The sequence below is a fragment of the Mogibacterium sp. CM50 genome (genome assembly GCF_000293155.1).
In the GTDB taxonomy this organism is placed as follows: Bacteria; Bacillota; Clostridia; order Peptostreptococcales; family Anaerovoracaceae; genus Mogibacterium; species Mogibacterium timidum.
In genome coordinates, this window is record NZ_ALNL01000033.1 from 1 (window position 1) to 7194 (window position 7194).

Consider the following 7194-nt stretch of genomic DNA (forward strand, 5'->3'; position numbering starts at 1 on the left):
AATATCCGACTATTTGCGACACAGAATACTTTGGCGGTATTTCTACAAGCATATGTATATGGTCAGGGCATAGCTCTGCCTCAACAATGTTGATACCTTTTCTTTGGCATAGGATTCTTATCATCTTTCCTATTTCCACTCGGTACTTCCCATATGTTTCTTTTCTTCTATACTTCGGTGCAAATACTATATGATATTTACATCTCCAGCTTGTGTGTGCTAGAGTATTTTTGTCATCCATGATGGCAACCTCCTTTGTTATTTGATATGGTTGGCGAACCAACATCATGATAACATTGGAGGTATTTTTCTTGAAGCTAAAGCTATCCTAATCACATCGGCATAGCCGGTGGTTTATTGATTCACCTCGCTATCGCTCGGCGAATCCTCTGCTAAAGCAGAACCAACGACAAACGGGACTGCAGATCGCTGCAGTCCCGTTTGTGTATTTTGTATTGTTTACGTTATTACTCGTAAATCTTGTATTCCTTAGTTTCGAGTGCTCTCAGAGCTCCGTCAGCGAGAGACTTCATCTCTTCCTCACCCGGGAATCTCAGAACCGGAGCAACCTTGCCTACGTAAGATGTAATCTCCTCGCAGAATCTGTCGCTGTAAGCCATTCCACCAGTATATACAATTGCATCTACATCAAAGTGCAGCACCGCTGCCATAGCACCGATATCCTTTGACAGCTGGTATGCAATCGCTCGAAATGCTCCCATGCATACCTCATCACCCTCATCAAAAGCCTTGTTCTCGACTGTACGGAAATCCTTAGTTCCTGTGTATGAGAACACGCCGGCCTCGTGACCGATAATCTTCTTAACCTCAGACTTTGTCTTGCCGGAGAAGCACAGGTTGACGAGAGCATTTGCAGGCAGTGCACCGCCTCTATCCATACCCATCGAACCGTCGTCCTTAACGTTGAATACATCTACAACTTTGCCCTTTTTGTGAGCTGCAACGGACACTCCTCCGCCGAGGTGAACAACTATGAGGTTCAGGTCCTCATATGCCTTACCGATTTCCTTTGCTGCCTTTCTAGCAACTGACTTCTGGTTGAGCGCGTGGAAGAAGCTCTGTCTCTCCATGCCCTTGAGCCCGGAATATCTGGCAACGTCCTCGAGCTCATCTACGCAAACAGGGTCTACAAAGAACGCCGGAATACCTACTTTGTCTGCGAGCTCCTTGGATATATATGCTCCAAGGTTAGCTGCGTGCTCACCGTAAGGTGGGTTCTTAATGTCTCTGATAACTGCATCGTTGACGATGTATGTTCCGGAAGGAATGTGCTTGAACAGGCCACCGCGTCCGCAGATTGCGTCGAAATCTTCGAGCTTGTAGCCCTTTTCCTCAAGGGTCTTCATAATTACATCGCGACGGAATGGCATCTGATCTACGATATTTGCATACTTATCCATCTCAGCAGCATCGTGGTCAATACCAACGCGCATCAGCTCCTGGTCGTTTTCGTATACAGCAATCTTAGTCGATGTTGCACCAGGGTTGATTACAAGAATCTTCATGTTACCAATTTCTCCTTTCGTTACCTCAATATTTTAATCATGTCCTTAGTATAAATACTTATGAACGTGATAACATGACTACTTATTTCTATTGCCAGCCTTACGTCTGTCAATCTCTCTGAGAAGCTTCTTGCGAAGTCTTATATCTTCAGGGGTTACTTCAACCAGCTCATCGCCGTTGATGAATTCAAGCGCTTCTTCGAGTGTAAATGTTCTTTGCGGTGTCAGCTTGATTGTGTCATCACTGCCGGCAGCACGCATATTGGAAACTCTCTTGGCCTTGCATGGGTTGACTACCATGTCGTCACCTCTGGAGTTCATACCCACTATCATACCTTCATACACATGAGTTCCGGGCTCGACAAACATCTGAACACGCTCCTGAATGTTGAAGATTGCATATGGAGTACAGTTTCCTTCTTCCTGAGCTACTGCAACTCCATTAGTACGTTCCGGAATCTCACCCTTCCAAGGCTCAAATCCATCAAAACGTCTAACCATAGTCCCTTCGCCGTGCGTATCGTTGATAAATTCGCTTCTATAACCCATCAGTCCACGAGTGGGAACTGCATATTCGATCCTGGAGTAACCATTTCCTTCACTCATCATCTGCTTCATCATTCCCTTGCGTATATTGAGCTTGGAAATCACAGAGCCTGAATGCTCGTCAGGAACGCTTACTACAACCTCTTCAACAGGCTCCAGAACCTCTCCGTTTGCGCCTCGCTTGATTACAACTTCCGGCTTGGATACGGCAAGCTCGTAACCCTCACGGCGCATATTCTCAATCAGAATTGACAGATGGAGTTCTCCTCTACCTGACACCTTGAATGAATCTGTCGAGTCGGTCGGCTCGACAACCAGTCCAACATTTACCTCAAGCTCCTTCTCCAGTCTCTCCTTGATATGCCTGCTTGTGACAAACTTGCCCACCTTGCCGGCAAATGGAGATGAGTTGACCATGAAGTTCATCGAAAGTGTAGGTTCCTCAATACTGATATTTCCAAGAGACTCAGGATGAGCGGGATCACAGATGGTCTCCCCGATGGAGATGTCCGGAATACCGGATACAACTACAATATCGCCGCACTCAGCCTCATCTACAGCCATTCTCTGCAGGCCGCGATATACGAACACCTGATTGACCTTGGCGTTGTAGGATTCCTCTTCGTTCTTCATAACCGCAACCTGCTGAGCCGCCTTGAGCTTGCCTCTGGTTATCCTTCCGATTCCAAGCCTGCCTATGTAATCGTCATAAGCGAGCGAGGATATTTGGAACTGGAGGGGTTCTTCTCTCAGATCCGGATATGGATTGCAGTGCTCCACAATCTTGTCCAGCAGCGGCTCAATATTGAGGTCTCCGTACCCCTTAGGACTCTTCTTAATCTTGATGGTTCCATCATCAACCATGATGTCCGCAACCTCACTTGGATCGCTAACAGCGATTCCCTGTCTTGCGATTCCGTACATGATTGGAAAATCCAGCTGATCGTCATTAGCCTCGAGATCCATAAACAGTTCATATACCTCGTCTACAACCTCATTGATTCTAGCGTCTCTTTTATCAATCTTATTGATGAACAGGATTGGATTGAGCCCCTGTTCCAACGACTTATTCAGTACAAATCTAGTCTGAGGCATTGGCCCTTCGCTCGAATCTACAAGCAGAATAACTGTATCCACAGTCTTCATAATGCGCTCAACCTCAGAGCTGAAATCGGCATGTCCGGGTGTATCTACGATGTTAATCTTATAATCCTTATACATGATTGAGCAATTCTTGGAATAAATAGTAATGCCACGCTCTCTCTCTATAGCATCGCTATCCATCACGCAATCCACAACCTCTTCATTCTCACGAAATACATGAGACTGTGCAAGCAGCGCGTCAACCAGCGTAGACTTCCCTGCATCGACGTGCGCAATAACTGCAATGTTAATTATCTTCTCTTTATCTCCCATTATTATCCCTTCCAACCGGCTTTGCCATATCTATCTTCCCGCACCGAGGAAAATCCTCTGTCTGCGGTTCATCACGTTGTATACGCTTTCAATAGTTCTTTCAAATCTATGAAGCTCCCTTGCTAAATTCTCGAGATCGTCCTTTGAGATATTTACGTTAACAGTGTGACCTTCTGCAAGGCCTTCAAACCAAGAAGGTGCTTCGACATCGATGCTTCTGAACTTCTGTGCCCATATTTCGTACTGTGAGAACTGTATAGCGTATGGAAGCATCTCATAGAAATATCCCGGATTGCGCCTCTGGAGCACCGCTACATCACGCGGCTCCGACTCCTCGATAAAGTTTCGCATACCCATCATTCTATTTGCCAGGCGAGCATTCTCGCGGGCTCTCGCCGGCATGAGGCAAATCAGAATCGCTCCAAATACCCCCGAGACGAGAATCAGAATTGGAATGAAAACCGACTTGTTGCAGCTGTATATCATGTAACCGGCATATATGAGCTCAGCAGCATACAGAGATGAATACATACCTATAGATACCTTAAAGTGCGTCCAGTCCATATCATACCTGAGGTCAAATCGCCTTGCAATCATGTTGAGAACAAGGACTGAAAAAGCGAAAAACGCAATCGGAATACCGTACAAAATATCTTCTTCGTACACATACATACTGGTTAATATCGGCACAGACGCTACAGTTAACGACATAGCCAAAATACCCAGCCACCTGAAGACCAACGAAAGTCTGGTACTTGCCCGCATGCCCTTAGAGTTATACCCGCTGGAAACACTCGTCTCTACGTCATAAAGGATTCTCTTGAGGTGCTTACCCAGATCTTCCATCTCAATCGCCCTACCCTCATATACATCTTCAAATAATTCAGAATAAATGCCTCGGATGTACCTATCCTCGTCGATTGAAGGCGCAGCAAGTTTGACAAGCTTGTATTTTTTAGGTGCATACTCAACTATCTTGAGATTTCCATTTATGCCGAGTCTAACCAGCAGCGGAACTATGTCTCTGATAGTCAGCTGACCATTAAATATGTAAGCGATATCAGCTGTCGATATTCCGCTTATCGGCTGTGCGATAAATTTCCGCTTGAACCTTGAGTCTCTGCCGCCAATCAGCCACAGAATCAGTATCAGTGTCCCTGCACCCACGAACAGCAGACCTCCGAGCCCGATGGTCCATTCGTTGTTAAGCGGTTTCTTCCAATACCCGTCGGGGAGCTCCGCCTTAAATGTGATACCGAAGTCCGCCGGAATCAGTGAGCCTGTCATTGTGATGACGTTATCATCAACCGTATATGAGGTCTTGTTGGATACATCCTGTGACCCAAACTGCCCGGCATAGTATTGAAGGTCATCACGAGGAAAATCATCAGGCAGAACCAGCGTGAATTTGTAGTTCTGAATTGGTACTTCCCAATCAGATGATAGTGCATTCAGGTAAAACAGGTCGTAATTTTTGTTCTTATCAGCATACTCTCTCACAACATAGGTGATATCGTAGGTGTGCTTTCCCTTCTTGAGCTTAGTCTTATCCTTGATGATGATGTTATATTTATTCCCATCCTTGCGCAGCTCAAAATCCGTGCCCTTAACATTTGCCTTGCCGACCATATAGTTTCCGGTAGGAATATCGAACTTGAGCTCGGATAGATTATTTGGAATATTGACTGTAACTTTTTTTGTTACCTCGTATACGTGATTCTTCTTAACTACAGCTTTGAAATCATAATTAATAATCTCGTAACTGGTATCATTTATCGCACCAAAAGCATTGGCTCGGAATACACCCAAGCCAACGCTCAAAATTACCATGATAAAAACCATTCTGAGTAAGTATTTATATGTATTTGACAGTGCTTTACTGCTGCTCGTCATCATACGCCTCCTTCTAGGCAATACTTCTGAATATTATACCTTATAGGGGGTCTAAATTCAAACGCTTAAACACTATCGGACGCTTGCGGCAGCATATGCCTTAGTATAAAATACAGAATAGATACTACATTAATGAGGTAGCAATATGAAGAGACAAGATTACATTTCGTGGGACGAATATTTCATGGGGGTCTCCCTGCTGGCAGCAAAGCGCAGCAAGGATCCTAATACGCAGGTTGGAGCGTGCATAGTAGATTCCAATCACGTCATCCTCTCGACGGGGTATAACGGCTTCCCGCTCGGTTGCTCTGATGACGAACTGCCATGGGCAAGAACCGGCGAAGATACAAAATATCCTTATGTTGTGCATGCTGAACTCAACGCTATCTTGAATTCCGGCGGAAAATCGCTGAGAGATGCGACCATATACGTCGGGCTCTTCCCTTGCAATGAATGTGCCAAGGCAATTATTCAATCGGGTATACGTGAAGTCGTGTATTTGGACGACAAATACGCAAACGAAAAATCCACTCTCGCTTCTAAGCGGCTCCTTTCGATGGCAGGCGTCAAAATGCGCAAGCTGAAGCCCAGGGAGAAAACTCTGGTACTCAGTTTTGAAAGCAACCCGGATCGATAACGACAGTATTATATGCAATATTATATTAAGTATATTATGGCTTATTCAGAATTATGAGGAGGTATTGTTATGAAGCTTCTAGTGGTCGGCCCTCGCGGCAAGATGGGGCGTCTCATCACAGGTATTGCAGCTGAACGCGAAGACATAACTCTAGTCGGAGGTGTTGCGCCTTCAGGCAGAGATTACATTGGCACGGATCTCGGAGAAGTCGCTATGATAGGCAGATCACTCGGAGTACCGGTTGTTTCCGACGTAGAAGAGCTTATCGATAAGTGCGATGTTATCATTGATTTTGCAACCGTTGAGCAGGCTATGGTCACACTCGAGGCAGCGGTAAGACACAAAAAGGCGCTGATCTGCGGCACTACGGGATTCAACGCAGAACAGCGTTCAACATTTGAAGAAGCCGGCAAGGTTATCCCTGTTATGCTCGCAGCAAACACATCGAGGCTTGTAAATGTAATGTATAAGCTAATCGAGGATGCCACGAAGCTCGCCGGAGATGTCGATATTGAGATTCTTGACATGCATGACAACACCAAGCTTGATTCACCAAGCGGAACCGCAAAGGAAATCGGCGAAATAGTCGCAGCTGCGCGAGGAAAAGCTTTACACGACGTAGATAGATATGGACGCGAAGGCAGATGCCCTCGTAGGCACGGGGAGATTGCTTTTCACTCCATCAGAGGTGGAGATATTTCGAGCAGCCACACTACTTACTTTGTAGGTCCGGGCGAGCGACTCGAGATTACACATCATTCACAAAGCTTCAAGTGCTTTGCTGCCGGCGCTGTCGACTGCGCGGTATTCCTCGGCAAGCAGTCAGTCGGTTCATACACGGTACAGGATTGTTTTGGACTGTAGGTAATAAGAAAAAGAGGCTTATAGGACAAAAAACGTGTTACAAAACCGCTATAGCCATTGAAATTTCAATGGCTATAGCGGTTTTATCTTTTTTGAAAGAAGATAGAGGGTGGACAAAAAACGTGTTTAGAATGCTTGTTAACAGTTGAAATTTCAACATGTATTGGCGTTATATCTTTCTGAGAATGAATTATCGGGAGGATACCGAATGAAGAGCGTTAATTGTCCATATTGTGGAGCCAAATGTATCAGACATGGAAAGAATAGTTCAGGTACGCAGAGATGGTTTTGCCCTGAGTGCAAGTCATCATT

General features: G+C 45.4%; 7 protein-coding genes. 3 read left to right on the forward strand and 4 right to left on the reverse strand.

The window, feature by feature from the left end; translation table 11 throughout:
- From tnpA to HMPREF1152_RS04775, 4 genes are all read right to left on the reverse strand, one after another.
- On the reverse strand, window positions 1-241 hold a 241-nt coding region (tnpA, locus tag HMPREF1152_RS04760; RefSeq protein WP_009644041.1), incomplete at its 3' end, for an IS200/IS605 family transposase.
- Window positions 242-467: 226 nt separating this feature from the next.
- Window positions 468-1526: a butyrate kinase gene (gene buk, locus HMPREF1152_RS04765; RefSeq protein WP_009644036.1), complete on the reverse strand. Its 1059-nt coding sequence runs from the start codon at window positions 1524-1526 to the stop codon at window positions 468-470.
- A gap of 78 nt (window positions 1527-1604) precedes the next feature.
- Window positions 1605-3488: a translational GTPase TypA gene (typA, locus tag HMPREF1152_RS04770; RefSeq protein WP_009644040.1), complete on the reverse strand. Its 1884-nt coding sequence runs from the start codon at window positions 3486-3488 to the stop codon at window positions 1605-1607.
- A 30-nt stretch (window positions 3489-3518) separates the two neighbouring features.
- On the reverse strand, window positions 3519-5381 hold the full coding sequence (locus tag HMPREF1152_RS04775) for a DUF2207 domain-containing protein (protein ID WP_009644038.1): 1863 nt from the start codon (window positions 5379-5381) through the stop codon (window positions 3519-3521).
- Window positions 5382-5526: 145 nt separating this feature from the next.
- On the opposite strand from HMPREF1152_RS04775, the gene HMPREF1152_RS04780 reads away from it, so the two are divergent.
- From HMPREF1152_RS04780 to HMPREF1152_RS10055, 3 genes are all read left to right on the forward strand, one after another.
- Window positions 5527-6018, forward strand: coding sequence for a deoxycytidylate deaminase (locus HMPREF1152_RS04780; RefSeq protein WP_009644039.1), 492 nt, complete (start codon window positions 5527-5529; stop codon window positions 6016-6018).
- Between the two features lie 69 nt (window positions 6019-6087).
- The gene (gene dapB / locus HMPREF1152_RS04785; RefSeq protein WP_009644042.1) at window positions 6088-6882 is read left to right on the forward strand and encodes a 4-hydroxy-tetrahydrodipicolinate reductase; all 795 of its coding nucleotides are present in this window, start codon (window positions 6088-6090) and stop codon (window positions 6880-6882) included.
- Window positions 6883-7090: 208 nt separating this feature from the next.
- On the forward strand, window positions 7091-7194 hold a 104-nt coding region (locus HMPREF1152_RS10055; protein ID WP_156791964.1), incomplete at its 3' end, for an IS1/IS1595 family N-terminal zinc-binding domain-containing protein.

Bases quoted from the DNA above. Each gene is read 5' to 3' on its own strand.
- buk (WP_009644036.1), bottom strand. From the start codon at position 1,526: ATGAAGATTCTTGTAATCAACCCTGGTGCAACATCGACTAAGATTGCT.
- dapB (WP_009644042.1), top strand. From the start codon at position 6,088: ATGAAGCTTCTAGTGGTCGGCCCTCGCGGCAAGATGGGGCGTCTCATC.
- typA (WP_009644040.1), bottom strand. From the start codon at position 3,488: ATGGGAGATAAAGAGAAGATAATTAACATTGCAGTTATTGCGCACGTC.
- HMPREF1152_RS04780 (WP_009644039.1), top strand. From the start codon at position 5,527: ATGAAGAGACAAGATTACATTTCGTGGGACGAATATTTCATGGGGGTC.
- HMPREF1152_RS04775 (WP_009644038.1), bottom strand. From the start codon at position 5,381: ATGACGAGCAGCAGTAAAGCACTGTCAAATACATATAAATACTTACTC.